Genomic DNA, 24,323 nt, shown 5'->3' with positions numbered 1-24,323 from the left:
CAGAGCCGGGCGTCACGCGCTGCCGATAGCGCTCAGCAACTCCGCCTTGGTCATCGACGAGTAGCCCTTGATTCCCTTGGCCTTCGCCTGCTCGCGCAACTCCTTGACCGTCGGCGACTTCGCTCCCGACGACTTCGCCGCCTGCGTGGTCCCAGACGGCTTGGCCTTGGGCGCCGCATTTTTCGGTGTCGACGTCTTGGGCTCCGCAGATTTCGATGCCGACGTCTTGGGTGCCGCTGTCTTCGGCGCCGCAGTCTTTGGTGCCGCAGTCTTTGGTGCCGCAGTCTTTGGCATGGCCGTCGTCGACTCGGCGGGCTTCACACTCGCGGCAGGCTTCGGCTTCGACGCCGACGCGCTCGGTGTGGGTTTCGGTGCGACGACGGCCCGCGGCGCGTCCGACGATGACTCGACCTTCTTGTCGTCGGATTCACCGGAGATCGCGCCTATGCGCTTCAAGAGTTCTCGACGCAGCGCGTCGGTTTCGCTCGCAGCTTTTCCGAGTTGCTTCTCTGCCAGCTTCCGCACATCGTCGAGGCTCTGTTGGAGTTCGCCGATCTGCTTCTGCAGACGCTTGATCGCCTTCTTCTCGCCCATGCCTTCTGCCCTTCGTCGCCGTAGATTGCAGGACCCCCGTACCCGAGGGTAGGCACTCCCCTGCTGCTAGAGGCGGATTTTCGCCGACCTTGTCGTGTCGCGACGGAGCACGTCGTCGTGTACCCGCTCGGCGCGTAGCGTGGAAAGCGCCACAATCCGACCGATTCAATCCGACGAGGAGGCGCCCATGCCAGAGCGCGATCCGGGTCCGTCCATCAAAGATGACGAGCTCTACGAGAAGCTTCGCGACGAGGGAAACTCCAAGGAGAAGTCCGCGCGTATCGCCAATGCCGCTGCCGCGCAAGGCCGTTCAAAGATCGGCGAGAAGGGCGGCGAGTCCGGATCATATGAGGACTGGACCGTCGACGAACTACGCTCGCGGGCAAAGGAACTCGGGCTCCACAACTACTCGGACCTGAAGAAGGACGACCTCATCGACAAACTGCGCGAGCACTGACGAGGCGCGGGTACCTAACGAGAAACGACGACGGGCCTGCGGCATCGAGCCGCAGACCCGCCGAACCCTCCACGATCAAAGTCGAATAACCGGTTTGATGGTCTTGCCGTGGTGCATATCATCGGTCGCGGCGTTGATCTCGTCGAGCTTGTAGTGCGCCACGATCGACCGCAGCGGGAACGATCCGCTCCGATACAGTTCGACCAGCACCGGCAGGAGCGTCTCGGGTTCGCTGTCGCCCTCGGTGATACCGATGACCTTCTTGCCCACCAGCATGTCTTGGACACCGAGCGAGACCTCTGCACCAGCGACGGAAGGTGCTCCGATGACACCGCAGGTGCCGTCGACTCCAAGCGCCAGAACCGCTGTCTTGAGCACCGCGGGCACCCCTGTGGTCTCGACGGCGTAGTCGAGTCCGAGGCCTCCGGTGAGTTTGCCGAGTTCTTCTGCCACATCCTGTGTCGACGCGTTGACCGTATGAGTGGCGCCGAACTCCCGCGCGGTCTCCAGACGCTCGGCGACCAGATCGATCGCGACGATCGTGGCGTCGGGAGTTTGCGACGCCGCGTAGATCGCCGACAAACCAACGGCGCCGTTCCCGAACACGGCGATGGTCGACCCGGGTTCTGGCTTCAAGATGTTCCAGATCGCGCCGATGCCGGTCTGGACACCGCAGCCTAGCGGCGCGATGACCGACAGATCCTCATCGGACAGGTCGTCGGCAACCTTGACGACGCTGCGCTCGGTCACCAAGGCAACTTCGGCGAACGACGACTGCCCGAAGAAGCTGCCACCAATCTCCTCGTCGCCTCGGTGCAGTGGTGCGCTGCCGTCGGGCCGCGTACCGCAGATGAGATTGCGTGGCACAAACTCGAGGCAGTACGCGGGATGCCCTGCCCGGCACTTCACGCACCGCCCGCAACTGGTGAAGCTGAGCAGCACCTTGTCACCCGGCTTCACCTTGGTGACGCCACTGCCCACGCGTTCGACGATGCCCGCTCCCTCGTGGCCGAGAACTCCGGGGAACTTGAACGGAATGGCGCCGCCCTGCACTACGAGGTCCGTGTGGCACAGGCCCGCCGCGACGATGCGGACCACCACCTCGTCTGCGCGCGGCTCGTCGAGGGTGATCGTGTCGATGGTGAACGGCGCACCGGTGGATTCGATGACGGCCGCACGTGTTTCGGTCATTGTCTGGTCTCTTTCTCGGATAGTGGTGGTGGTGAGCAGGGGTGCTGATGAGTACGGTCAGGAGATCCGCACCGGGACGGAGGCGAATCCGCGGGTGACGTTGTTGAGGGCGCGCACCGGTTCGCCGGTCAACTCGAAACCACGTACCCGCGGAACCAGCGCCTTGAATACCGCGAGGGCCTCCAACCGTGCCAGGTTCTGTCCGGCGCAACCGTGGTTGCCGAGTCCGAATCCCAAGTGATCCATCGGGTTTCGGTCGACATCGAAGACATCCGGATCGTCGTAGTGGCGCTCGTCGCGGTTTGCCGAGCCATAGCTGTGCAGCACCCGCGAATCCTTCGGGATCACGACCCCTTCGCCGAGATCCACGTCGCGGGTCGTGCTTCGGGAAAAGTACTGGATAGGGCTTTCGAGACGGATGATTTCATTGAACGCAGCGGCAACCTTCGACGGATCGTCACGCAGCTTCTGCCATTGCTCGGGATGCCTTGCAAACAGCCATGTTCCGGTCGACATCGCGTTGATGGTGGTGTCGAATGCGGCGACCACGTAGGCCAGCAGCAGGCCGAGCGCGTCGTCCTTGGAAATCTCACCCTCATATGCGGCGTCGGCGATCGTTGCTCCGAATGTTCCTGGAGCGAGGCGTCGAGAATCAAACATCTCGGTGACGTACTCGACCGACCCGGCCAGCTTGGGCATGGCGTTGGCCATGCGTTCGTTCTGTGGTCCGCAGCAGTCGAAGCTGCCGGCCGCGAAGTCGAGGAGTTTCGCCCGCTCGTCCGCCGGCCAGCCGACGAGATCCATGATTACGTTGACCGGCAGATCCTCGGCAAGGTCAGTGACGCCGTCGAATTCACCCATCTCGACGAGTCGGTCGGCGAGCTCTTCTGCACGCTGGTCGATCGTCTCGGCCAACGGACGAAGCTGACGTGGTCCGAGGCGATCGGTGAACAGTTTGCGCAGCTTGGTGTGCACAGGAGGGTCGACCGCGATGATCGCGTGAGCCCATGCCTCGTTGATGATCGGATTCAGTCCTGGCCCTGCCGCCGACGAGAAGGTCTCCCAATCGCTGAGCGCCTCACGAACGACGTCGTAGCGCGACAGGAACCAGATGTCGTGTGCACTCAGGTGAGTCGCAGGTCCTAGATCACGGAGCGTTTTGTACAGCGGAAATGGATTGTCCAGTGCCTCATCGGTGAACAGATCGATGTCACTGTCGACCGAGATCGGGGCTGTTGTCATTGTGACGGTTCCTTCCTCATTGAAACTGAACTGCTGGGACGTTCTGGTGCTCTCGTGCTTGTCTGCGGAGCCTGGTGACGGGAATGCGGTGGTTCACTGCGGCGACCGTCGTTCCCGCGGGACCCGACCACCGGACCAGCGCGCGACGCTCGTTGAGGTCGCCGGAGATGACCTCCAAGTCGCCTTGTGGCGGGATCGGTCCGGCAATCTTGTAGGCGATGCCGAACGCCTCGGTCCAGAAGTAGGGGTCTGGTGTGTACTTCTCTCTTGGCCCCTCGACCAAGGTTCGTGCGACAGCCTTGGCCTGTCCGATGGCGTTCTCCCAGTGCGGCATTCGCCGAAGCTCACCATTCTGTGGAAGCATGGCAACATCGCCCGCTGCGAGTATCTCGCCGGACGCGAAGCCGTCGCCCTGTGCCCTCGCATAGCCGTCGACAACCACCCAGCCCTGCGTGTCTAGCGTCACCCCGCTTCCACGCAACCACTCGGTGTTGGGGACGTCGCCGATCGCCGTGACCACCACGTCCGCCGGAAATGCTCGCCCGTCGCGCGACGTCACCCTCCGGACCTGTCCCGAGTCCTCGCATTCGACGGCGACTCCTCCGGGACAGACCTCGATGCTGACCCCGTGCTCGCGTGCGGCCGCCAGTGTCAGGCTGCCGAGCGTCTCGCCCAGCACCGGCACCAACGGTGTGCGGACGTCGATGATGCGGACGTGAGCGCCGAAAGAGACTGCAGCAGAGGCGACTTCCATTCCGAGAAAGCCACCGCCGATCACTACGACGTCATCGGCTTCACCGAGCGCATCACGCAGCCGGAGCGCGTCGTCGATCGTGCGCACGACGTGCTGTCCGGTGCCGTCTCCGAGTCGGCGAGGACGTCCACCGCTGGCGATGATGAGGTGGTCGTAGCCGATCACGCGCCCATCAGCCAATGAAACCTGCCTGGCCCCGACGTCGAGTCCGGTGACCGCGCTCGACACACGAACCCTGATCTGGCCGCTGGGACAATCGGGCAACAGCACCGACTGTTCCTCCTCGGTCCCCTTGAGCACACCTTTCGACAGCGGTGGGCGCGCATACGCTTGGTGTGCTTCGTCCCCGAGAACTGTGATCGGATACGGGTATCCGAGGTCGGCAAGCTCGCTGGCCGCCGTCATTCCGGCAAGAGCACCCCCGACGATGACGGCACCGCGTGCACTCATTGCTGCGTCTTCGCCAGTTTGAGCGCAGCGACCGGACAAGCGCGGGTCGCGGCTTCGACCTTGTCGGCGAGCTCATCGGGAATCTCCTCCATGAGAACGGTCAGCATTCCCTCGTCGTCGGTCTCGAAGACCTCGGGAGCGACCTCCTCGCAGAAACCGAATCCGTCGCAACGCGGTTCGTCGAACTCGACACGCATCGTTCCTCCTCCAGTGGTGGACGTGATGTAGCGCACTCAATCAGCGCTGATGCAATCGTCGTCACACTGGAGGTTTGGGGCGTCCGTAGGACTACTGCAGTCACTACCGCAGCTGGGCTACTGCACGGTGGTCATGAACATGCGGCGCCAGCGCTACGTCACGCGCTGGGATGTGCGGCCACGTACCACGAAGCGAGTTCGGTCCTGGTGTGAAAACCCAATCGCACCAAGGACCGTTCGACGTGGCTCTCCACGGTGCGCACCGACACCACGAGGCGCTCGGCGATCTGCCTGTTGCTCATGCCGCGTGCGACCATCGAGGCGATCTCGGTCTGCCTACTCGTGAGCGGGTTTTCGTGTGCTGAGTTCATCGCCAAAGGTTGCGGCCATAACTCGTGAACATCTCCGGCGCATTCATCACCACACAGTGGGCAGCAGCCACCGTCGACCTCAGAGGATGAACTCGCCGGCTCGTCCGCCAGCACTCGCGTGAGCAGTTCCTCGTGAGACCGTTCGGAGAAGCCGCGCAGGTGATCTCGTAACCCGCTGGGAGACAGTTCAGTTCGAACTTCGAGTTCACACTGGGCGTGTAGGCCGGACAGATCGGGACCGAAGGCGGCAATCGATGTCCCCGACCGGTCCCACAGCGCGCCTGCCGCGCCGAGCAGTTCAGCGGACCGATCTGACAGACGAGCCGACTGTGCGATCCACGCAAGCAACTCGGTCATGAGAGCGGTACCGACGGAATGGTTGAAGATCACGTGGAGAGATACAGCCTCACGTCCCAGGGCTTCGGCATTCTGCAAGTCGCCGCGCAGCCAATCATCCAGTGCGCGAACCCATTGGATGTAGGAGCGGTCCCACCTTTCGTCGTGTTCGGCGCACACCGCCAAGGCGTCGGACGTCACTGCACGACAGTCGTCGCTCTGTCCTGACAACGCCAGGGCCAACGCGTACTGGAAGGACGCCGACAAGTATCCCGGCCATTCGTCGCAGTCACGTAGCGCCGATGTCGCGGCGCGATAGTGGTCGACGGCAAGGTCTAGTTCACCGGTGAACAGTGCCGTCAGTCCTCGCAGTTTGTGTACGTAGCCGTCGATCAGCGGATCGTCGAGTTGCTCTGCCAGGCAAGCGCATTCGCCGAGTCGACGGTCGGCGGCGCGGTGCTCACCTTGGAGCAGACACACCCATGCGGCAACCCAGAGTGCATTCGCGCGGACATGTGGAGCAACGCGGTCCGACGCCGCGTTGTCGAGGAGCTCATCTGCGCGGCGTCGACCTTCGGCAATGTGGCCGTCGGCGTACCACCGAAAACGAAGTGCGCTGAAGATCCTCAGCGCTGTCTCGTAGTCGCCTCGCGAAGTACACCAGTCCATCGCCGCGCGCACGTTGCTACGTTCGTCGCGAAGACTGCAGACAGCTCCATGTTGATCAGGGCCGCACCAATTTTCGGTGATCGTCTCGGTGAGTTCGAGATAGTACCTACAGTGTCGCTGCGCGATCTCCTCCGCCTCGCCGAGCAGAGCCAGGCGTTCTGCCCCGTACTCCCTGATGGTCTCGAGCATTCGGAATCGTCTGGTGGGTCCGGTCGTATCCACGTACAGCAACGATTGATCGATCAGCTCACCGAGAAGGTCGATCATCCCCGGCGCACACGGTACGGCGTCGTCGGGGGGCGTCGACCCCGACGTATCGCAGACTTCTCCCGTACATACCCCCTCTGCCGCGGTGAGATCGAATCCGCCTGCGAACACCGACAATCGCGCCCAAAGACGACGCTGCGATGGCGTGCACAGCGCATAGCTCCAGTCGATCATCGCGCGCAGAGTCTGCTGCCGCGGAGCGGCAGATCGACTTCCCTTGGACAACAAAGCGAAACGATCCGAGAGACGTGCCACGAGCTCCGACAACGTCAGGGTGCGCAGCCGCGCGACGGCAAGCTCGATGGCCAGTGGCGAACCCTCGAGCCTGATACAGAGCTGCGCTGCGTCGGTGGCAGTGGTGTCATCGAGAGTGAACTCCGGTGCTGCCGCAGCAGCGCGCTCGGCGAGCAGCCGCACCGACTCGTACTGCTCCACCGTGGCCGCCGTGTGGCGTTCATCGTCGGGCGGGATCGTCAGATGCGGGACACAGCACAGTCGTTCCTCGGTGATACCCAAAGAGATTCGCGACGTCGCCATGATGTGTACCCGACTCGACGACCGCAGGATCGCGTCGGCGACGGCAATACTGCCCTCGAGTACGTGCTCACAGTTGTCGAGGACGAGCAGCATTTCGCGGGCATACAGATGGTCGACGATCTTCTGCACCGGATCCCGGGCAGATTGGTCACTGATCCCGAGGGCGTGAACAACCGCTGCCGGTACCTCGGCGTCGTCTGAAATAGAATCGAGCTCCACCAACGCGACGCCGTCGCGGTACAGCCTTCCTACCTCGCGTGCCATTTCGAGCGCGAGGCGCGTCTTGCCCACGCCGCCGGGACCGGTCAGCGAGACCAGCCTCGACGCACCGAGCGCCGCGCGAATCTCCGACATCTGCCGTCGACGCCCGACAAAGCTGGTCGAGCGGATCTCGCCCTGCCGCGGAACGTTCGGACGCTCGGTATGCGCCGCCATGCCGACCGACGACGCCGACGTCACCCCTGTTGTCATGCACAGCCCTTCGTTGCGCTGTCGGAGTTCTGGATTGGACGTATCCGGGACACCTGACACGCCGACGCCGGTCGTCGACTCCCCTCGCCGACGACCGGCGTGTGATCAGGCGTAGATGGACTTGTAGACGAGATATGAGTCGAGAGACTGCGGCCCGAGTTCGCGTCCGATCCCGCTGTCCTTGACACCGCCGAACGGCGCACCGGGGTCGGGAAGGTAGCGATTGATTCCGATGGTGCCGGTCCGCACGCGACGTGCGATATCGCGTCCACGTTCGGGATCCGAGGTCCATACGCTACCGCCGAGACCGTAGTCGGAGTCGTTCGCGATCGCGATCGCGTCGTCATCGTCGGAGTAGCGGATCACCGACAGCACCGGCCCGAAGATCTCCTCCTGCGCGATCGTCGACTTGTTGTCTACGTCGGCAAACAGCGTCGGCTCCACGAACCAGCCACGGTCTCGCTCACTCCTCCCGCCACCGACCACCACGCGTGCGCCGTCGCCCTTCCCCTTATCGATGAATCCCTCGACACGATCACGATGGGTGCGGCTGGCCATCGGGCCGATCATCGTCGACGCATCGAGTGCATCGCCGACCGGAAGGCTCGACATGAATGCGGCCAGTGTGTCGACCACCTCGTCATACCTGTTGTCCGGGGCCAGGATTCGAGTACCCAGGTAACAGGTCTGACCGTTGTTGACCAGCAGGCTCTCGAAGAGCCGCTCCCCCATCACCGATAGATCGAGATTCGCGTCGTCGAGCACGATGGCCGCCGACTTCCCACCCAGTTCCAGCGTGACCGGGCGCAGCATCTGCCCGCAGGTGGTGGCGATCTGCCTGCCCGCTGCCGTCGAGCCGGTGAACGCCACCTTGTCGATGTCAGCATGGGCAACGAGGTAGGCGCCGACCTCACGTCCACCCGGCACGATGTTCACCACGCCATCGGGGATGTCGGTCTCCGCCACCGCCTCGGCGAACAGGAAGGCGTCGAGGACTGTCTCCGGTGACGGCTTGAGCACGATCGTGCACCCTGCCGCCAGCGCGGGTGCGTGTTTGAACGCGGCCAACGCCTGAGGGTAGTTCCACGGCGCGATGGCACCGACGACGCCGACCGGCTCGCGACGTACGTAGGTCTTGCCACCCATCAGGTGGTCCTGCTCGACCTCGAAATCGAAGCCGCGCAACAGATTCGCGTAATAGCGCAGGAGAACCAGCGGGAAGCCCGCTTCGAGCTGCGAGGAGATGGCGATCGGCATGCCGTTCTGCGCGGATACGCGACGAGCCATCTCCTCACCCTTGGCCTCGAGCTTGTCGGCGAGCTGATCGAGCGCATCTGCGCGACGGGCAGGTTCCCAATTCGGCCAGCCCTGCGGATCGTCGAATGCTCTACGCGCAGCAGCAACCGCGGCGTCGACGTCTGCCTCGGTAGCCGCGGGAACCGACCCAATGGGCTCCTCGGTGCTCGCCGAGGTGACGTCGATCCGTTCGCTCGACGCGGGAGTCGTCCATCCCCCGATGAAAAGCTTGTCGTAGGTGATCATGTGTCCTTCTTCCTCTGTGTGGACTGGATGTTGTTGTCAGGGAATGGATGTAGATATCGGAGTCAGGGCACGAGTGCGATGGGGAAGTGTTCCCACGCACGCAACGTGTTGTTGTGGTGGCGACGGGGGACGCCGACGACGTCGAGCCGACGGAATCTGCGCACCAGGGCCGCGAGTACCGCCTCGGCTTCCAGGCGTGCGACGTGCTGTCCGACGCACTGGTGGATACCCATGCCGAAACCAACGTGCCCCGAAGGATCGCGCGTCAGGTCGAAGGTGTCGGGATTCCGCCACCGGCGCGGATCCCGGTTGGCCGAGCCGAGGTACATCAGGATCTTCTTGCCGTCCGGCACCAGGTGATCGCCGACCATCACAGGGTGTGTCGCGGTGCGGAAGAACGTCTGCACCGGCGACTCGAGGCGCACCGCCTCGTCGAACGCGATACGCGCCAGAGAAGGGTTGCGGCGCAACATTTCCCATTGGTCGGGATGGGTGGCGAAGCTCGCGAGCACTGCCCCGATACCGAGCACGGTGGTGTCGACGCCCGCCGACAAGAGCGAGCGCACGATGGTCGGCGCCTGCTCGGTGGTGATGTCACCGCGGTCTGCTGCCGCCCAGATCTGACCGCCAAAAGTAGGCTCACCGCCGTACACCGTAGCCGCGAGTGACTCCCGGGCGCACTGTTGGTTCACCCATGCCGAGACCTCCCCGATGCGCGGAAGCCCTTTCTGCACAAGTTCATTCGACGGTCCGAATGCGTTGAACAGATGGTCGCCGTAAGGAAGCAAGTTCTCGCGGCCGTCGGCGCCGATGCCCACCGCATCCGGGAAGATCCGCAGCGGAAATCTTTGCGCGATATCGGTGATCGCGTCGAGCTCGCCGTCCGGGAGGGATTCGACGAAGTCCTCAGCGTCGGCGAACCAGTGCTCGCGTAGGCGACGCAGTGCCCGCGGATTGAGGATCGACGACAGCACAGCTCGTGGTGCGTCATGGACGGGAGGATCGGTCTCCAAGAGCAGACTCGGCGGGCGCCAAGGCTTTTCGAAGCGGAAGTTGCTGAGTCCCACCCCGGCACTGGACTGGAATGACTGCCAGTCGGTGAGCGCTGCATGCACTTCCTCGTAACGGCCCATCGCGTAGACGTCGTATCGCTTGAGGTGAACCAACGGTCCCGCGTCACGCAGCGCCGCGTGGAACTCGCCGGGGTCTTCGAGAATCTCCGAACCGAACGGGTCGGCATCCGTTTCTGGAAGGCCGTAGCCGACATCTGGTGCATGCGTTTCGGGGTGTGTCAGGGTCATCGGACTGCCTTTTCTTGTGTGGTGGCCGAAGCACTCATGGCGCGGAACTTTCGGGTCGAATCAGAGGTCGAGGACGAGCTGGTCCGAACGCGACCTGGACACGCACACGAACATGCAGGAGTTGGCTGCCCGCTCAGCGTCGGTCAGGAGCGAATCGCGGTGGTCGGGAATACCGTCGAGGACGTCGGCTTCGCAGGTGCCGCAGATGCCTTGACGGCATGACGAGAGCATCGGGATGCCGGCGGCGTTGATCGCCTCGAGTACCGACTGGTCTGGTGCGACGGTGATGGTCCTTTCGCTGCGGGCGAGGCGCACGTCGAAGTCGCAGTTGCGGGCGGGTGCAGCCAACTCGGCTGCTACGAACCGCTCGATACGCAGTCGGCCCGGGCGGTGTCGATTGGCCGCCGCTCCCACGGCGTCGAGCAGTGGCGCGGGGCCGCAACAGTAGATGGTGGTGTCTGCGGGAGTCGCCGCCAATGCTTCGTCGAGATCGAGCAGGCCATGCTGGTCCTGGGGCCGAACCGACACGCGCGAGTCGGTGGCGAGTTCGTCGGCGAAGGCCATCGACGACCACGTTCTACCGCCGTAGAGCATCGACCAGTCACTACCGAGGAGGTCGGCCTGCCTGATCATCGGCAGAATTGGCGTGATTCCGATTCCGCCTGCGATGAACAGATAGTGCGACGACGGTACGAGTGCGAAGTTGTTTCTCGGTCCACCGATCGGCAGCACATCGCCCACGTCCAGGCAGTCGTGAATGTATGCCGAGCCACCTCGACCCTGCGGCTCCCGGAGTACGGCGATCCGGTAGCAGAACGGGTTCCAGCGGTCGCCGCAAAGCGAGTACTGCCGGACCATTTCGCCCGGAAGGACGACGTCGATGTGCGATCCGGGCGCCCAGTCGGGCAGCCTGAACCCGTCGGGGTGTGCGAGCGTGATCGCGCACACGCCGTCGGCGATCATCTGCTTGTCGACGACCTTCAACGTCAGGCCGTCCGCAGCGGCCGATGGGACGAGGCGCGGTACGTCGGATTCCCGTCCCGCGGCATCCGAGGGTGCAGTTGCTGTGGTCATGGTCACACACAGTGGCTGCATGTACGGCACAGCACAACGCCACTTCCATTGAATGGAAGTGGGCCGGGTGCGACTGTGCCGCTCCGGTCAGACCTCGGGTGGCGCAGGAACGATCGGTCGGCCGAGCTCGCGACGGATTCCGTGTGCGGCCGCTTGGAGTGCGGGGATGTGAGCCATCGGATTGTCGGTGCACGGCACGATCACCGACAGGGCCGCGGCCACTTTGCCCGCGCTGTTCTTCAACGGGACCGCAATCCCGAGCGCGTCGTCGTGGATAAACCCGGGACACACGGCGACGCCGGTGCGACGGATCTCTGCGAGTACAGCGCGCAGATTTTCCGGGTCCGTGATCGTCTGGGCGGTGTACGACGTCAACGGACGTCGAAATATCTGGTCCTGCAGTGCGGGCGAGGCGTTGGCGAGCAGCACCAGGCCCGACGACGAGGCGTGCAGAGGCAACCGGCCGGCGATTCGGGTGACGTTGATGACCGCCCCCGGATTCGACAGTCGCTCGATGAAGAGCACTTCGTCGTCCTCGAGAACCCCGAGCTGGACGTGATGACCAACCACCGCGTGGAGATCCTCGAGAAATGGCATGGCGGCATCGCGGAGGTCGCGAGTCGGCGACGCGCGGGACGCGAGTTCCCACAATCGCACTCCGATACGAACTCGGCGATTGTGGTCTCGGCGCAGCAGCCCGTGTGCCACCAACTCGTCGACGAGTCGCGAAGCCGTCGATAGCGGGAGGTCGGCCTGTTCGGCGATGACAGTGAGTGGGATCGCCACGTTGTCCGGGTCGAAGACTTCGAGTATGCGTACGGCACGCGTGAGGACCGACTCGCCGGCGGTGGATCTCGCCATGCAGCGACGGTGACAGTTTCCGACGACTGGTGCCACCGATTTCGTTGTCTTGCGCTCTGCTTTCTCACTCAGCGAAAAGCTCTGCTAGGTTCTGTGACTCAGCTCTCCCTATGGTTCTCCCAGAAGGGAGGTCACAGATGACCAACTACGCCAGCACGACACGAACGCGGGTCGCCATCGTCGGCGGCGGCCCCGCCGGGCTCGCGCTCTCACATCTCCTCTCGGTGGCAGGAATCGACAGCGTCGTCATCGACAACCGGACCCACCACGAGATCGAAACCACCCATCGCGCAGGCATTCTCGAGCGCGACAGCGTTCGACTGCTACTCGATTCGGGCGTCTCCGACAGAGTCCTTCGCGACGGTCACGAGCATCAGGGAATAGACCTCCGCTTCGGCGGCGTGAGCCACCGCATCGATTTCCAGAAGCTCGTCGGGGCGTCGTGCTGGCTCTACCCACAGACCGACGTCTTCCTCGACCTGCACGCAGCACGCATCCGCGATGGTGGCGACCTGCGTTACGGCATCTCCGACGCGGCCGTCACCGACCACCGCGAGGAACCCCGCGTCACCTACTCCGACGTCAACGGCGCACGTCACGAGATCGCGGCCGAACTCGTCGTCGGAGCCGACGGCTCGCGCAGCATCTGCCGCGATCTCGTCGACGATCCGCAGCGCTACTTCCGGGAGTACCCGTTCGCATGGTTCGGCATCCTCGCCGAGGCGCCGCCGAGCGCACCCGAACTCATCTACACCCGATCGCCGCACGGCTTCGCGCTCATCAGCCAACGCACCCCGACCGTGCAGCGCATGTACTTCCAATGCGACCCCACCGAGAACCCGGCCGACTGGTCCGACGACCGCATCTGGGCAGAACTACAGCGCCGCCTAGCGGGCAGCGACGGCTTCGCGCTCAAGGAGGGGCCGATCATCCAGAAGAGCGTGTTGCCCTTCCGTAGCTTCGTGCAGTCACCGATGCGCGACGGCAAGCTGCTCCTCGCAGGCGACGCCGCCCACACGGTGCCGCCCACCGGCGCCAAGGGACTCAACCTTGCTCTCGCCGATGTCCGCGTCCTCGCCGACGTCATCGAACGAACGCTCCTCAAGAACGACGACGCCGCGCTCGACTCCTACACGGCGCGCGCTTTGGAACGTGTCTGGAAGGCACAACACTTTTCGTACTGGATGACGACGATGCTCCACCGCATCTCCGACGCCACAGACTTCGATGAGCTCCGACAGCTCGGTGAGCTCACCACACTGGTCTCGTCCGAGGCCGGATCCACCTATCTCGCAGAAGGTTACACAGGATGGCCACACCACTGATCCCGCGTCAGGAGCAGGCAGCACCCGACGTCGACGCCGCCCGACCCGTCATCTCGTCCGACGCCGCGGCGGGGACACAAGCCCAGATCAATGCCGAAATCGGCTCGCTCGCAGCCAAATACCGACGTGAACGTGCCGCCGGAGCCCCTGAAGAACTCAGGCCCCGACTCGACTACGCCCCCTACCGGTCGAGCATCCTGCGGCATCCGACCAAGGACCCGCACCACGCCGACCCCGAGGGAATCGAACTGTGGGCGCCCGCATTCGGGCAGCGCGACGTCGACCCCCTCGAAGCCGATCTGACCATCCAGGCCAACGGAGATCCCGTCGGCGAGCGACTCGTCGTCACCGGGCGCGTGCTCGACTCCGACGGTCGTCCGGTGCGCAACCAGCTGGTGGAGATCTGGCAGGCCAACGCCGCCGGGCGCTACATCCACAAGCGCGACCAGCATCACGCACCCATCGACCCCAACTTCACCGGCGTCGGCCGCTGCCTCACCGACAACGAGGGCAACTATCACTTCACCACCATCAAGCCCGGGCCGTATCCGTGGAAGAACCACCACAACGCGTGGCGGCCTGCGCACATCCACTTCTCGCTGTTCGGAACCGATTTCACGCAGCGACTGGTCACCCAGATGTACTTCCCCGGCGACCCGCTGTTCGACCTCGACCCGATCTATCAGTCGATCGTCGACCCCGCCGCACGCGCACGACTCGTCGCCACCTACGACCACGACCTGACCCAGCACGAATGGTGCACCGGATACCGCTGGGACATCGTGCTCACCGGTAGCGCACGCACCCCGATGGAGGAAGCAGAATGAGCCTCGCCCCGACACCCGGCCAAACAGTCGGACCGTTCTTCCACTACGCGCTGCCCTATCCGGGCGACAACGAACTCGTCCCGTCAGGTCATCCCAGTCGAATTCGTCTGCACGGCACAGTGTTCGACGGCAACGGCATGCCGATTCCCGACGCTCTGATCGAGATCCGCCAGTCCGACACCGACGGCAGCATCCCGACCGCCCCCGGATCCCTGCGGCGCGACGGCTTCACCTTCACCGGCTGGGGCCGCGCGAAAACCGATCGTGTGGGCCACTATTCGTTCAGCACGGTCACACCGGGCGCGACGCGTCCCGGCGAGGCGCCGTTCTTCGCGGTGTGCGTCTTTGCTCGCGGCCTGCTCGACCGCCTGCTCACCCGCGCCTACGTGCCCGACCACGAGAATCTCGACGAGGACGCCGTGCTCTCCGGTGTCGATGCCGGTCGTCGGGCGACACTCATCGCGGTCCCCGACGACACCGGATACCGCTTCGACATTCACCTACAGGGCGATTCGGAGACGGTGTTCCTGCAACACTGGACGTCGTGAGCGATCTGTTGTGGCCCGGCGACCACCGGGCTGGAGACCTTTTCACCGACGACGCCATCCGCGACGCGATGCTGCGCGTGGAGTCGGCGTGGTCTCGCGCCCTCGTCGAACACCGGGTGGCACCTGCGGACGCCGCGGTCTCCGTCGACCAATTGAGCTCTGCTGCAGCTGCTCTCGATCTCGAGGAGCTGTCGGTCGACGCCGAGGCCGGAGGCAACCCGGTCATCCCGCTCGTTTCGGCGCTCCGCAAGGGCCTGAGTCCCATCGCCGCGAGCTGGCTCCACCGTGGCATGACGAGCCAAGACGTCGTCGACGCGGCGCTGGTCCTCGAATCACGACGCGCCTTCACTCGCATCGCTGGCGAGTTGCTGACCCAGGTCGATGTGCTCAGCGACCTCGCGGAGAAGTATCGCGCGACCCCGCAGATCGCTCGGACGCTGACCCAGCAGGCGGTGCCGTCGACCTTCGGGATGAAGGTCGCGCACTGGCTCGACGGCGTGCTCGACGCGTACGACGAAGTCATGGGACTGCACTTCCCCGCCCAGTTCGGTGGCGCCGCGGGCACGTTGTCGGCACTCGTCGAACTAGCTGCCACACAACAGAATCCGCAGGAGACTGCGCTGGCGGTGACGCGGAGCGCCGCACACTCTCTCGACCTCGACGCAGCAACACCCTGGCACGTCGTACGTACTCCGTTCACCCGCTTCGCGGCTGCGGCAACCACCGCCATGTCGTCGTGGAGTCATATCGCCAACGACGTTCTCACGCTGAGCAGGTCGGAGATCGGTGAGGTCACCGAAGGCGCGGGTGGCGGGTCGTCGACGATGCCACACAAGGCCAATCCCGTACTGTCGGTACTGATTCGACGCGCCGCGATAACCACCCCCGCACTGGCGTCGACGTTGCAACTCGCGTCGGCCGATGCCGTGGACGAGCGCACACCGGGCGGCTGGCACGCCGAATGGGCGACCCTGCGAAACCTGTTGCGGCGCAGCGTCGTCGCGGCATCGCAGACCACGGACCTGGTGAGCAATCTCGACGTTCATGCAGACGCGATGGCATTCAACTTGTCGGCCGCCGGGACTTCGGTGTTGTCCGAACAACGATCGATGGCCGAGCTTGCAGGCCATGAACCGAGTGGTCAAAATGTCGGCCTCGCACCACTTCTCGTCGACGCAACGCTGCGCAGAGCGCAAGAGCTGACCCGAACCCGACTAGCAGAGAGGCCCCGATGAGCCGCTACGACGACGGCATGGCAGTACGACGCGAGGTGCTCGGCGACGCCCACGTCGACCGCGCGACCTCTGCCGCAACCGATCTCACACGTGAGTTCCAGGAGTTCATCACCGAGTACGCGTGGGGCACCATCTGGACGCGCCCCGGCCTCGACCGCCGCAGCCGCTCGATGATCACGCTGACCGCGCTCATCGCCCGCGGACACCACGAAGAACTCGCGATGCACCTGCGCGCCGCCCGCCGCAACGGCCTGACCCTGGACGAGATCAAGGAGGTAATCATGCAGTCCGCGATCTATTGCGGTGTGCCCGATGCCAACACGGCCTTCCGCATCGCGCAGCAGACGTTCGCGGAAGAGGCCTGACCCGCCCTCACGCCGGTCGAGCCCTCCGTCGCTGGTCGAGCTTGTCGAGACCACGCCACCGCCGGCCGAGCCCCAACCGCTGGTCGAGCCTGTCGAGACCACCCACCCCGTCGGCCAAGCCCCTCCGTCGCTGGTCGAGCCGCTCTCCCCGCTGGTCGAGCTTGTCGAGACCACCTACGCGCTGTCGGCGACCCCCGCCCGTCCGGGCGGAACCGGCCCCGGGGCGCCGAGCTGTCGCCCGATGCCTCGCGCCGCGACCTGCAGTGCCGCGAGAAGCCGCGGGCGGTTTCCGCGAAGAGTCCCAACCACCACGCCCAACGCCGCGACCACCCCGTCCGGCCCCCACACTGGTACCGCGATCGAACACGCGCCCGCGGTCATCTCTTCCGCCGTCGTTGCGTAGCCCTCGTCGCGCACGCGCTGCAACTGCTGCTCCAAGAGCTGCGGGCTGATCAGTGTCCTCGGCGTAACCCGCGTCAACGACGCCATGACCTCGTCGCGAATCTCCCTGGGCGCGTGGGCAAGCAGCACTTTGCCGACCCCAGTCGGCGGCATCGGTAATCGACTGCCCACCTTGCTCACGACCGGCACCGATTCGTTCCCGGAGATCCGATCGACGTAGAGCACCGACGTTCCTTCGCGCACCGCGATGTGCACCGTCGCCTTTGTCGCGGCGTATAGGTCGTAGACGTACGGTTCGGCGATCTCGCGCACTCCGGTCTGGATCGGCGCGAGCAAGCCGAGATCCCATACCCGTCTGCCGATCACGTATCGCCCATCGGGGCGTCGAACAAGGGCACCCCAGCGTTCCAATTCGCCGACGAGCCGATGCGCGGTGGGTACGGCGAGATCGGCGCGCTGAGCCATCTCGCTGAGTGTCAACGCACGATGCGCCTCGTCGAATGTGCTGAGTAGAGCGAGGGTTCGCGCAGCAACCGATGCTCCGGGAACCGACGTGTTTCCGGCCATAGCTACGGAAGCAACCCTGAACGTCGAGCAATGACAACGGCTTCCAGCCGGCTCGACGCACCGAGTTTGCGCAATATGTCTTTCATGTATCCCTTGGCGGTCTGCACTCCGATGTTCAACTGCTCGGCAATTCTCGCATTGGTGTAGCCGAGTGCGGCGAGGGTGACCACATCCTGTTCGCGACGGGTCAGGCTGAGCGTCGTGGGCTCGTCCGATTCACCGTCGAGCAGGAGGTCGGAGATACGCGCGATCTGATCCGCGACGGCGACGTCGTCAACGTCTCTCGCCAGTGTGCGGAGCTGCGCGTAGGCCTCGGTGATCCGATCACGAAGTCCATCACCCGCAGCGGCGTCGGCGGCGACCGTCGCGCGTGAGGCGACGATCTGCTGTTCGAGTTCACGCGCCTCGACGGCGAGTGCGTCGAGCGTCCGATCGCCAATGGCTTCGTCGGTTCGCAAAGCGCCGTAGATCACCGCGACAGGCCTGCGTTCGACGATGACCGGAGCGGCCGCCACCGCACGCAGGCCCTCGGCCGCGATGATCGCGTTGTACCGATGGGTGATCCGCGGGGTACGCAGATAATCGTCGACGACCATCGGGCGATTGAGCGCCATGACCTTGCCGCCGAGTCCGTGCCCGGCATCAACGGCAACGCCGTTCAACGCACCGTAGGTGTCGCCGACGAAATGTCGGAGACGCAGACCGCGCGAGCCGTGCACCACACCACCGAACGCCAACGACACACCCGTGCCGCGACGCAGACGACGCAACGCATCGGTGACCGGCGCGGTCAACGACTCAGCCATGTCACCACCTACCTCCTGACCCCTCTTCGGGGGGTTCTGCCCATGCGACGTCGCATTCGAGAATCACTCCTCGAATGTGATTCAGCTTACTCTGGCAGTAAAGGTGTGGATATGACACAGACGTCCTTGGCCGGCGACCGCGCGCGACGCGAGTCGATTCAGGCGCAATTGACCCCGGCTGTCACCGCCGACCTCGACGCCTGGCTGGAGCTTTTCGGCTCATCCGACGCCAACGCTGCGTCGCTGCTGGTAGACCGCCATGACCCCGAATCCATCGCCTTCACCACGGTCTCGCTGCGGGATTCCGTGCCCTCCGCGCAGGCCCCGCGCTCCCCGCAAGCCGCGCAGTCCCCGCTGATCGAGCACTCCCCGCTGATCGAGCAACCCCCGCTGATCGAGCTTGTCGAGATCACCTACGGCCAGCTCGCAGCGGAGTCTCGACGCCTCGCCACCGCGCTCGCCGGTATGGGTGTCGAGCGCGGCGACCGCGTCGGAGTCCTCATGGGCAAACGCACCGAGCTCGTCGTCTCGCTGCTGGCACTCGCCCGACTCGGGGCCGTCTACATTCCGCTCTTCACCGCCTTCGCCACCCCCGCGATCGAGATGCGACTGCGGGCGGGCGGCGCCTCCATCGTGATCACCGAGCCGAGCCAGGCGTCGAAGCTCGACGACATCGACGGCCTCACCACGATCGTCGCGGGCGAGCAGTTCAACGCTCTCATCTCCGATAACGATCCCCTCGACCACTCGGTCGCGGTCGGCGGTGACGGCACCCTGATCCTGCTGTTCACGAGCGGCACGACAGGCGCGCCGAAGGGTGTGCCCGTTCCGCTGCGCGCGTTGGCGTCGTTCTCCTGCTACATGCGCTACGGACTCGACGTCTCCGACACCGACGTCTTCTGGAACGCCGCCGACCCCGGCTGGGCCTACGGCCTGTACTACGGCATCCTCGGTCCGATGGCGATCGGCCGACCAAATGTGTTGCTGCAGGCGGGTTTCACCCCTGAGGTCACCGCCACGGTGCTCACCGAACTCGGCGTCACGAACTTCGCTGCCGCGCCAACGGTGTACCGCTCATTGAGCAAGAACCCTGCGATCAACGGCTTCTCGCTGCGTCGAGCATCGTCGGCGGGCGAGCCGTTGACTCCCGACGTGATCACCTGGGCGAGAACCGCTCTCGGCACCGAGGTCCGCGACCACTACGGCCAGACCGAGCACGGCATGTTCATCAACAACCACTGGGCCGACGACCTACGTCGACCACTGATCCCCGGTTCGATGGGACAGCCGATGCCCGGATTCGCCGCAGGAATCGTCGACGACGCCGGCGCACCGCTCAGCGAACCCAACGTCACGGGACAGATCGCGATCGACGTCCCCGCCAGCACCGGCTACTGGTTCGCCGGCTACCTCGACGCCCCGGAGAAGACCGCATCGCGCTATACCGAGGACGGCCGTTGGTACCTCACCGGCGACACGGGCCACCTCGACGCCGACGGCAACTTCTTCTTCAGCTCCCGCGACGACGACGTCATCATCATGGCCGGCTATCGCATCGGCCCGTTCGACGTCGAGAGCGTCCTCATCACCCACCCGTCGGTTATCGACGTCGCGGTCGTCGGCCGACCCGACGACCTGCGCGGCGAGGTACTCGAGGCGTTCGTCGTACTGGCCGACGGCGTCAGCGGCGACGACGCTCTGGAGACCGAGCTGCAGCAACTGGTCAAGACCGGCTTCGCCGCGCATGCCTACCCGCGCACGGTGCATTTCGTCGACGCGCTGCCGAAGACGCCGAGCGGCAAGATCCAGCGGTTCGTCCTGCGTCAGCGCTGACGGGCGGCCGCCTTCCGCGCTGGTGGAGCGGGGCTCCATTCCGCTGGTCGAGCGGGGCTCCATTCCGCTGGTCGAGCGGGCGCGAGCGCAGCGAGCACCCGAGTCGAGACCACCCGCGCCAAGACCGGGCTCCATTCCGCTGGTCGAGCGGCCGCCTTCCCCGGCTGGTCGGGATGGCACCTTTTCCGCTGGTCGAGCGGGCGCGAGCGCAGCGAGCACCCGAGTCGAGACCACCCACCCCGACGCTCCCTCACCCAACCAGTGCGCGCACCGAAGCTGGAACGGCGGCGGGATCGCCGGTGTACGTGATCGGGTCGTCGAACACCGTGCGCACGGGTACCACGCCGGTCCACGCGTCGGTGTCGGCGCCGGGTCCGCCAGTCCGCGCCTTGGCAATCCACTCGCCGTCGACGATCGGCAGCCGCAACGCGGTTGTCGCGGCGAGCTCTTTGCGTGTCGTCGTTGGCGTTTCAGCAACACGACCGGGAATCAGCTTGTCGCTCAGTGCATCCAACACTTCGGCCGGAAGTTCGGCATCGCGTGCCACACCACGTACCACTGCTGACCGGTAGTTGGCGGAATGGTCAAACAGAGTCTCGGCCACCACGATTCCGTCGAGCAGAAAGACACTAAACGCGACCGGAGCGCCCGACGCCACCTGTCGTAGTGCGCCTGCACCGGTGGATCCGTGCAGGATGATGTCGTCGCCGACACGCGCGAACAGCATCGGCACCGACCACGGCCAACCGTCGACCACTGTCGAGAGCGTTCCGACCTGCGCTGTGTCGAGGATGTCGTCGAGCAATGCGCGATCGCCTTGACGATCGGGTTTGCGGGTCAGTGTGGTCAGCACGTCGGGCTGGGTGTCAGGGGCTGTAGACATACCGACCATCGTTCGCGACGATCGCCGTCGGCGCCACCCGTTTACGAGGCACGCAGCGTCACTGTCGAGTTCGACGTTCTCCCGCAGTCACGTGGTCCGGTCGATGTAGTCCGAACATGCGAGTTCTTGGTCTGAACGGGTGAATTCACGATCAAATGGTTGCTCTGCGAATCAGACATTTCGATACTGGTGCCTGTCTGACATCGGTCGCGGGAACCGGTGATGCGCGCTTACACGTCTGCACACCAGGAGAGAATCCATTGTCATATCCCCCTTCCGGCACCTTCGGCGCTCCGGCGATGCCGCCCACCGGCCCGTACCAGCAGATGCGAGACCAACAGAAGCGACGCAATCGGACCATCGCACTGGTCGCGATCGTTGTGGTGTTCGCGCTGGTTCTGGCCACAGTTCTCGTTCTTGTGTTGCGAGGCAAGGACGGTGGCATTCGGATACCCGGACTCAGTCTCCTGACCTCCGGTGAAGCGGGCCCAGATCCGTTCGGCCCCAACGTCGCACTGACCAACAAGGAACTGCCGAGCAATCTCAAGCTCGCGCGGCAGGCGGGTGCCGCGGACAACGGTGCTCGCGTGGTCTCCGGCACTCAGCCCGGCCTGTACGCAGGTGGCGATTCGACCTGCGACACAGCAGCTCTCGGAAACTATCTATCTAACAACCCGAGCCAAGCCGGCGCGTGGGCAAGCGTCTTCGGCATCGACACCGCCGCGATCCCCTACTACCTCAACACCCTCACTCCGGTGGTGCTGACCGCCGACACCTGGGTGACCAACCACTCGTACCAGGGTGGCAGCGCCTACGCGTACCAGTCGGTGTTGCAGTCCGGCACAGCGGTTCTCGTCGACGGCGCAGGCGTCCCGCGTGTGCGGTGCGCGTGCGGTAATCCGCTGGCACCGCCGGCGTCGACGCCTCTCGGCGGCTATCGCCTCAGTGGACACCCGTGGCACGACTACCACTCGCATGAGGTGACCCGGATCGCCTACAACACTCAGAACGTCACCGTCGTCAACAACACCACGACCGTGATCAATCAGGCGCCCCAGAACACCGCAACCCCTGCTTCGGCAGTGCTCACGCTGCTCAACCTGGCGAATGGACAGCAGTTCGAACGCCCGGTCGGCGGAATCATCGACGTGAGTGGACTTCCGCCGCTTGCCAGTACGTTGCCGACTCCTGCTGCGTTGAACACTCCGTTCGTCGCGAAGTCCGACGAGGCCGCTGCCGAGAACGGGCTCGCACGCGCCGGCAGCACCGAGGCCGCAGCCGAGGTCGCCGAGCGTGCACAGTCGAATGGCGGTGTGCCAGAAGGTGCACCCGACTCGTCAGCCGCATCCGCACAACAGCAGAACGCTGCAGCGTCGGAGACTCCTGGCGCATCCGCGGCAGAATCGACAGCGTCTGAATCGTCGAGTGCCAGTTCTTCGAGCAGCACCGCACCCGTTCCGACTCAGTTCTCCGGAACGGGAGACGCCATCGGCAACTTCACCTTCCGCGTCGACGATCGCAGCGTGAGCTGCCAGGCACCGAGCTCGGCGTCGACAAGCACGATCGACCTCACCTGCAGCGACAACGTCGCACGAACGGTGTCCTCGTCCTCGCTGGAGAAGTCGTCGGTCACGTCATCGACCGACTCGACGACGCAGGTCTGGAAGCTCGGTCTGACCGAGAACTCATCATCATCGGTGTCGGTCGACATCGAAACGGCGACCTGGCGCACAGTCGAGACGTCGACCACCACCACGACAACGACGATCGAAACGACGACTCCGGAAACAACAACGGAGACAACGACTCCAGAGACGACGACACCGGAAACCACGATCGAGACGACAACTCCCGAAGAGACGACTACAACGACAACCACGACCGAGGAAGTTCCCACGAGCTGACTCCCCGCGCACGGAGAGATCCCCTTCGGAGGCAACGCGCTTCCGGAGGGGATTCTCTTTGCAGCGGGCCGAGGACTGCCATCGGACCTCGTCGCAGGATGCCGCGACTGATCATCCACACCCTGGCAAATCCGACACCCGAACCGCCCACTGTCATGGTTAACTGTCTTGGCGCTTGCGCGACAGTCTGCTGCGAGGGGGGTAAGGACATGACTGACTTCTTCACCATGCCCGGTGGAGTTGTGAACCTACAGTCCGAGGACGGCATCGCAAACCTCGGCGGCACGGAACGCAGCTCGATGGCGTACGTCCAACCACCCGGCAAAACCAAAGACGACGGCGGGACGGTCCGGTTCAACACCATCGACTGGGAGCGGCGCGCCAAGGTCGCCGCCGACGGTGTGGCGGGGTTGGAGGCGGCACTTCGTGCGCTGACCAGCATTGATTCTGCTAATCAGTTTGGAGACCTCGTTGAAGGCCAGGAAGTAAACAATCGGCTGAATGCGTTAATCGACAGCTGGCGAGCGACGCTCAGGGCACAGATCTATACATTGTACTCGTTGAGGGCCAAGTGCTTGTCCGCTGGCGAGGGTCTGGGCCTAAAGGACTCGTTGAATGCAGATGAGCTCAAAGCATAGACTCGTAACGAGCGGCGCGACTTTGAGCGCAGCAACCGTCCTTCTCGTGTCTGTGTTTGCAGTTGGTGGCTGCAGTCAAGTAGGAGTGGTGCCGGGGGAACCAACATCCGCGGCGGCGACTCCATCCGAGAGTTCCGACGCCAGCGCTGGTGTTCGCCAAACTGACGACGCTGGGCGGCGTCTGCCATTTACAACTGTTTTTCCGAGGCGCTGGAGTAACGGCAACGACGGAACGACATACGAACCCTGCACCGCAGCTGATATCTCAACTCTCCAAGCCGCTGGCCTTGATCCGTTGTCGGTAAAAGACGCAGCAATTGCCGACCACCAAACTGCGAGGGGGTGCTCATGGTCTTACACTGGTTCGATTCTCCACTCAATCACGCAGATAGTTGGGAACAACGGACCGTTACGTGAATACAAAATCGAGAACTCGACGTCGTTTGTTTGGCGATCAGATACTTCGATCAATATGAGATTTGTCGCAGTGGGATCATACCCCCAACTCGGGGAATGCACGGCGATGGTGGACTCTGGCAGCGCAATAGTTTTCACACGCATGTCGGCGTATTTCGATCCTCCACCCATAAACGAAATCTGCGACAAAGCAATCGCTTTCACCCGCGCGACGATCGACCAGATCCCCGAGTAGCCGGTGAAGCAAATACGACAGTCT

23 protein-coding genes are annotated in these 24,323 nt (G+C 64.3%); 10 read left to right on the top strand and 13 right to left on the bottom strand.

Features of this window, described 5'->3' with window-relative positions; translation table 11 throughout:
- Positions 1-12: 12 nt before the first annotated feature.
- On the bottom strand, positions 13-594 hold the full coding sequence (locus RND64_RS00720) for a Rho termination factor N-terminal domain-containing protein (protein WP_270485200.1): 582 nt from the start codon (positions 592-594) through the stop codon (positions 13-15).
- Between the two features lie 187 nt (positions 595-781).
- Between RND64_RS00720 and RND64_RS00715 the strand changes: the two genes are divergently transcribed.
- Positions 782-1,051 (top strand): DUF7218 family protein, encoded by a 270-nt coding sequence (locus RND64_RS00715; protein WP_049699098.1) that lies wholly within the window; start codon positions 782-784, stop codon positions 1,049-1,051.
- Positions 1,052-1,126: 75 nt separating this feature from the next.
- Here the strand turns inward: RND64_RS00715 and RND64_RS00710 are convergent, their stop codons facing one another.
- The 9 genes from RND64_RS00710 to RND64_RS00670 all read right to left on the bottom strand — a co-directional run bounded on the left by RND64_RS00710 (position 1,127) and on the right by RND64_RS00670 (position 12,314).
- A complete protein-coding gene (locus tag RND64_RS00710) occupies positions 1,127-2,242 on the bottom strand; it encodes an NAD(P)-dependent alcohol dehydrogenase (RefSeq protein WP_270485205.1) in 1,116 nt (371 codons plus the stop codon).
- A 57-nt stretch (positions 2,243-2,299) separates the two neighbouring features.
- Complete coding sequence (locus RND64_RS00705) at positions 2,300-3,484, bottom strand: cytochrome P450 (RefSeq protein ID WP_270485208.1); 1,185 nt, start codon at positions 3,482-3,484, stop codon at positions 2,300-2,302.
- Positions 3,485-3,500: 16 nt separating this feature from the next.
- Positions 3,501-4,688 carry an NAD(P)/FAD-dependent oxidoreductase gene (locus RND64_RS00700; RefSeq protein WP_270485209.1) on the bottom strand — a complete coding sequence of 396 codons (1,188 nt, stop codon included), beginning with the start codon at positions 4,686-4,688 and terminating at the stop codon, positions 3,501-3,503.
- On the bottom strand, positions 4,685-4,885 hold the full coding sequence (locus RND64_RS00695; protein WP_270485212.1) for a ferredoxin: 201 nt from the start codon (positions 4,883-4,885) through the stop codon (positions 4,685-4,687). The genes RND64_RS00700 and RND64_RS00695 overlap by 4 nt, the downstream gene beginning before the upstream one ends.
- Positions 4,886-5,043: 158 nt before the next feature.
- Complete coding sequence (locus RND64_RS00690; RefSeq protein WP_270485213.1) at positions 5,044-7,536, bottom strand: ATP-binding protein; 2,493 nt, start codon at positions 7,534-7,536, stop codon at positions 5,044-5,046.
- Positions 7,537-7,641: 105 nt separating this feature from the next.
- A complete protein-coding gene (locus RND64_RS00685; RefSeq protein ID WP_270485215.1) occupies positions 7,642-9,078 on the bottom strand; it encodes an aldehyde dehydrogenase in 1,437 nt (478 codons plus the stop codon).
- A gap of 62 nt (positions 9,079-9,140) precedes the next feature.
- Entirely contained in the window at positions 9,141-10,379 is a 1,239-nt protein-coding gene (locus tag RND64_RS00680) for a cytochrome P450 (RefSeq protein ID WP_270485218.1), read from the bottom strand.
- 60 nt (positions 10,380-10,439) lie between these two features.
- Positions 10,440-11,453, bottom strand: coding sequence for a PDR/VanB family oxidoreductase (locus RND64_RS00675; RefSeq protein WP_270485220.1), 1,014 nt, complete (start codon positions 11,451-11,453; stop codon positions 10,440-10,442).
- 87 nt (positions 11,454-11,540) lie between these two features.
- Complete coding sequence (locus RND64_RS00670) at positions 11,541-12,314, bottom strand: IclR family transcriptional regulator (RefSeq protein WP_270485221.1); 774 nt, start codon at positions 12,312-12,314, stop codon at positions 11,541-11,543.
- 137 nt (positions 12,315-12,451) lie between these two features.
- Here RND64_RS00670 and RND64_RS00665 point away from each other — a divergent pair, with 137 nt between their 5' ends.
- The 5 genes from RND64_RS00665 to pcaC are packed head-to-tail and all read left to right on the top strand — an operon-like array spanning position 12,452 to position 16,614.
- Positions 12,452-13,639, top strand: a complete 1,188-nt coding sequence (locus RND64_RS00665) for a 4-hydroxybenzoate 3-monooxygenase (RefSeq protein ID WP_270485223.1) — start codon at positions 12,452-12,454, stop codon at positions 13,637-13,639.
- Positions 13,624-14,466, top strand: a complete 843-nt coding sequence (pcaH, locus tag RND64_RS00660; protein WP_270485226.1) for a protocatechuate 3,4-dioxygenase subunit beta — start codon at positions 13,624-13,626, stop codon at positions 14,464-14,466. The genes RND64_RS00665 and pcaH overlap by 16 nt, the downstream gene beginning before the upstream one ends.
- Positions 14,463-15,014 carry a protocatechuate 3,4-dioxygenase subunit alpha gene (pcaG, locus tag RND64_RS00655; protein ID WP_270485227.1) on the top strand — a complete coding sequence of 184 codons (552 nt, stop codon included), beginning with the start codon at positions 14,463-14,465 and terminating at the stop codon, positions 15,012-15,014. Before pcaH ends, pcaG begins: the two co-directional genes overlap by 4 nt.
- Positions 15,011-16,249 carry a lyase family protein gene (locus RND64_RS00650; RefSeq protein WP_270485230.1) on the top strand — a complete coding sequence of 413 codons (1,239 nt, stop codon included), beginning with the start codon at positions 15,011-15,013 and terminating at the stop codon, positions 16,247-16,249. The genes pcaG and RND64_RS00650 overlap by 4 nt, the downstream gene beginning before the upstream one ends.
- Positions 16,246-16,614 carry a 4-carboxymuconolactone decarboxylase gene (pcaC, locus tag RND64_RS00645; RefSeq protein WP_270485232.1) on the top strand — a complete coding sequence of 123 codons (369 nt, stop codon included), beginning with the start codon at positions 16,246-16,248 and terminating at the stop codon, positions 16,612-16,614. Before RND64_RS00650 ends, pcaC begins: the two co-directional genes overlap by 4 nt.
- 174 nt (positions 16,615-16,788) lie before the next feature.
- On the opposite strand, the gene RND64_RS00640 is transcribed toward pcaC, so the two are convergent.
- Both RND64_RS00640 and RND64_RS00635 read right to left on the bottom strand, forming a co-directional pair.
- Positions 16,789-17,583: an IclR family transcriptional regulator gene (locus tag RND64_RS00640; protein ID WP_270485234.1), complete on the bottom strand. Its 795-nt coding sequence runs from the start codon at positions 17,581-17,583 to the stop codon at positions 16,789-16,791.
- A 2-nt stretch (positions 17,584-17,585) separates the two neighbouring features.
- A complete protein-coding gene (locus RND64_RS00635; protein WP_270485236.1) occupies positions 17,586-18,389 on the bottom strand; it encodes a LuxR C-terminal-related transcriptional regulator in 804 nt (267 codons plus the stop codon).
- A 111-nt stretch (positions 18,390-18,500) separates the two neighbouring features.
- Between RND64_RS00635 and RND64_RS00630 the strand changes: the two genes are divergently transcribed.
- Positions 18,501-20,222 (top strand): AMP-binding protein, encoded by a 1,722-nt coding sequence (locus RND64_RS00630; RefSeq protein ID WP_270485237.1) that lies wholly within the window; start codon positions 18,501-18,503, stop codon positions 20,220-20,222.
- A gap of 250 nt (positions 20,223-20,472) precedes the next feature.
- On the opposite strand, the gene RND64_RS00625 is transcribed toward RND64_RS00630, so the two are convergent.
- On the bottom strand, positions 20,473-21,105 hold the full coding sequence (locus RND64_RS00625; protein ID WP_414652028.1) for a pyridoxamine 5'-phosphate oxidase family protein: 633 nt from the start codon (positions 21,103-21,105) through the stop codon (positions 20,473-20,475).
- A 260-nt stretch (positions 21,106-21,365) separates the two neighbouring features.
- On the opposite strand from RND64_RS00625, the gene RND64_RS00620 reads away from it, so the two are divergent.
- The 3 genes from RND64_RS00620 (at position 21,366) to RND64_RS23095 (ending at position 24,299) form a co-directional block, all read left to right on the top strand.
- Entirely contained in the window at positions 21,366-23,009 is a 1,644-nt protein-coding gene (locus RND64_RS00620; RefSeq protein ID WP_270485243.1) for a DUF6777 domain-containing protein, read from the top strand.
- A gap of 209 nt (positions 23,010-23,218) precedes the next feature.
- The gene (locus tag RND64_RS00615) at positions 23,219-23,647 is read left to right on the top strand and encodes a hypothetical protein (protein ID WP_270485245.1); all 429 of its coding nucleotides are present in this window, start codon (positions 23,219-23,221) and stop codon (positions 23,645-23,647) included.
- Positions 23,625-24,299 carry a DUF3558 family protein gene (locus tag RND64_RS23095; protein ID WP_442903962.1) on the top strand — a complete coding sequence of 225 codons (675 nt, stop codon included), beginning with the start codon at positions 23,625-23,627 and terminating at the stop codon, positions 24,297-24,299. The genes RND64_RS00615 and RND64_RS23095 overlap by 23 nt, the downstream gene beginning before the upstream one ends.
- The last annotated feature ends 24 nt before the right edge of the window (positions 24,300-24,323 follow it).

Origin of the sequence: Gordonia sp. w5E2 (genome assembly GCF_036540975.1) — a bacterium.
Taxonomy (GTDB): domain Bacteria; phylum Actinomycetota; class Actinomycetes; order Mycobacteriales; family Mycobacteriaceae; genus Gordonia; species Gordonia jacobaea.
Note: the sequence above shows the minus strand (reverse complement) of the source record. Positions and strands in the feature narration are given on the sequence as shown.

Excerpts from the sequence above, each read along its gene's own strand:
- RND64_RS00720 (WP_270485200.1), bottom strand. The coding sequence starts at position 594 with ATGGGCGAGAAGAAGGCGATCAAGCGTCTGCAGAAGCAGATCGGCGAA.
- RND64_RS00715 (WP_049699098.1), top strand. The coding sequence starts at position 782 with ATGCCAGAGCGCGATCCGGGTCCGTCCATCAAAGATGACGAGCTCTAC.
- RND64_RS00710 (WP_270485205.1), bottom strand. The coding sequence starts at position 2,242 with ATGACCGAAACACGTGCGGCCGTCATCGAATCCACCGGTGCGCCGTTC.
- RND64_RS00705 (WP_270485208.1), bottom strand. The coding sequence starts at position 3,484 with ATGACAACAGCCCCGATCTCGGTCGACAGTGACATCGATCTGTTCACC.
- RND64_RS00700 (WP_270485209.1), bottom strand. The coding sequence starts at position 4,688 with ATGAGTGCACGCGGTGCCGTCATCGTCGGGGGTGCTCTTGCCGGAATG.
- RND64_RS00695 (WP_270485212.1), bottom strand. The coding sequence starts at position 4,885 with ATGCGTGTCGAGTTCGACGAACCGCGTTGCGACGGATTCGGTTTCTGC.
- RND64_RS00690 (WP_270485213.1), bottom strand. The coding sequence starts at position 7,536 with ATGACAACAGGGGTGACGTCGGCGTCGTCGGTCGGCATGGCGGCGCAT.
- RND64_RS00685 (WP_270485215.1), bottom strand. The coding sequence starts at position 9,078 with ATGATCACCTACGACAAGCTTTTCATCGGGGGATGGACGACTCCCGCG.
- RND64_RS00680 (WP_270485218.1), bottom strand. The coding sequence starts at position 10,379 with ATGACCCTGACACACCCCGAAACGCATGCACCAGATGTCGGCTACGGC.
- RND64_RS00675 (WP_270485220.1), bottom strand. The coding sequence starts at position 11,453 with ATGACCACAGCAACTGCACCCTCGGATGCCGCGGGACGGGAATCCGAC.
- RND64_RS00670 (WP_270485221.1), bottom strand. The coding sequence starts at position 12,314 with ATGGCGAGATCCACCGCCGGCGAGTCGGTCCTCACGCGTGCCGTACGC.
- RND64_RS00665 (WP_270485223.1), top strand. The coding sequence starts at position 12,452 with ATGACCAACTACGCCAGCACGACACGAACGCGGGTCGCCATCGTCGGC.
- pcaH (WP_270485226.1), top strand. The coding sequence starts at position 13,624 with ATGGCCACACCACTGATCCCGCGTCAGGAGCAGGCAGCACCCGACGTC.
- pcaG (WP_270485227.1), top strand. The coding sequence starts at position 14,463 with ATGAGCCTCGCCCCGACACCCGGCCAAACAGTCGGACCGTTCTTCCAC.
- pcaC (WP_270485232.1), top strand. The coding sequence starts at position 16,246 with ATGAGCCGCTACGACGACGGCATGGCAGTACGACGCGAGGTGCTCGGC.
- RND64_RS00640 (WP_270485234.1), bottom strand. The coding sequence starts at position 17,583 with ATGGCCGGAAACACGTCGGTTCCCGGAGCATCGGTTGCTGCGCGAACC.
- RND64_RS00635 (WP_270485236.1), bottom strand. The coding sequence starts at position 18,389 with ATGGCTGAGTCGTTGACCGCGCCGGTCACCGATGCGTTGCGTCGTCTG.
- RND64_RS00630 (WP_270485237.1), top strand. The coding sequence starts at position 18,501 with ATGACACAGACGTCCTTGGCCGGCGACCGCGCGCGACGCGAGTCGATT.
- RND64_RS00625 (WP_414652028.1), bottom strand. The coding sequence starts at position 21,105 with ATGTCTACAGCCCCTGACACCCAGCCCGACGTGCTGACCACACTGACC.
- RND64_RS00615 (WP_270485245.1), top strand. The coding sequence starts at position 23,219 with ATGACTGACTTCTTCACCATGCCCGGTGGAGTTGTGAACCTACAGTCC.
- RND64_RS23095 (WP_442903962.1), top strand. The coding sequence starts at position 23,625 with ATGCAGATGAGCTCAAAGCATAGACTCGTAACGAGCGGCGCGACTTTG.